This window comes from Pseudomonas sp. NPDC089530 (genome assembly GCF_050280705.1).
Classification (GTDB): domain Bacteria; phylum Pseudomonadota; class Gammaproteobacteria; order Pseudomonadales; family Pseudomonadaceae; genus Aquipseudomonas.
This window is the reverse complement of sequence record NZ_JBNNVU010000222.1, coordinates 1-1070: the sequence shown is the minus strand read 5'-3', so window position 1 is coordinate 1070 and position 1070 is coordinate 1. Positions and strand designations below refer to the sequence as shown.

2 pseudogenes are annotated in these 1070 nt (G+C 56.6%); both read right to left on the bottom strand.

Annotated elements, in window-relative coordinates:
- Window positions 1-92 precede the first annotated feature (92 nt).
- A pseudogene (gene rpsL, locus ACQKQA_RS30440) lies at window positions 93-254 on the bottom strand (30S ribosomal protein S12); the annotation flags it as partial.
- A gap of 200 nt (window positions 255-454) precedes the next feature.
- Window positions 455-1070, bottom strand: a pseudogene (locus ACQKQA_RS30435) (hypothetical protein); the annotation flags it as partial.

The following is a 1070-nucleotide window of genomic DNA, read 5'->3' as shown; positions in this document are numbered from 1 at the left end:
CCGCCGTGGAAAACCCCGGCTGCATGATGAATTGCAGTACGTCGCGGTCGCTGATCTCGACGTTGGGGTCGAGCAGGCCGCGCTTGATCGCCTTGGCATACTTTACGCAGTGCCGAGTTAGGTTTTTTCGGCGTAGTGGTATACACGCGAGTGCACACGCCACGACGTTGCGGGCAGTTCTGCAGCGCAGGTACGTCGGATTTCTCGACGATACGCTTACGCGGCTGACGTACCAGCTGGTTGATAGTTGCCATCTACTAGCTCCACTGTTGTCTTTCGACATAAACAAAATGGCAGGGCACAAGCCCCACCAAATTTAGGGGTACAAGAGTCTAAAGAGGATCTTGGCCCCAGTCAAGGCAAGGCCCCGGCCTCCCCGATCAGCGAGCCTCGACAAAATCGTCTTGGTTCGTGAGCGAAAAAGCCAGGGCCTTATCTCAATCTACTGCAGACCTCAGTTACCGCTGGAGTTCAGCGCTTCGGTCAGTGCAGCTTCAACCTCACTTGCGCTTACACGCAGCGGCTTGTCGGCATCACGGCGACGCTTACGCTCACTGTGATACGCCAGACCGGTACCCGCCGGGATCAGACGACCCACGACCACGTTTTCTTTCAGGCCGCGCAGGTAGTCGCGCTTGCCGGTTACCGCCGCTTCGGTCAGTACGCGAGTGGTCTCTTGGAAAGAGGCCGCCGAGATGAACGATTCGGTCGACAACGACGCCTTGGTGATACCCAGCAGAACGCGGGTGAACTTGGCGACAAACTTGTCTTCCGTGTTCAGGCGCTCGTTCTCTACCAGTACGTGAGTCAGCTCCATCTGGTCGCCCTTGATGAAACTGGAATCGCCGGACTCGGAGATCTCAACTTTGCGCAGCATCTGACGCAGAATGGTCTCGATGTGCTTGTCGTTGATCTTCACGCCTTGCAGACGGTAAACGTCCTGGATCTCGTTGACGATGTACTTGGTTGACCAGCACACGCCACGGCGGTTTTTTATAGTTGTTCTACCGGTACAGCAAACAGCTTTTGCAGCGCCGGCCGGGGGCCGGTTCGCTGTGTTATCTCGTTGC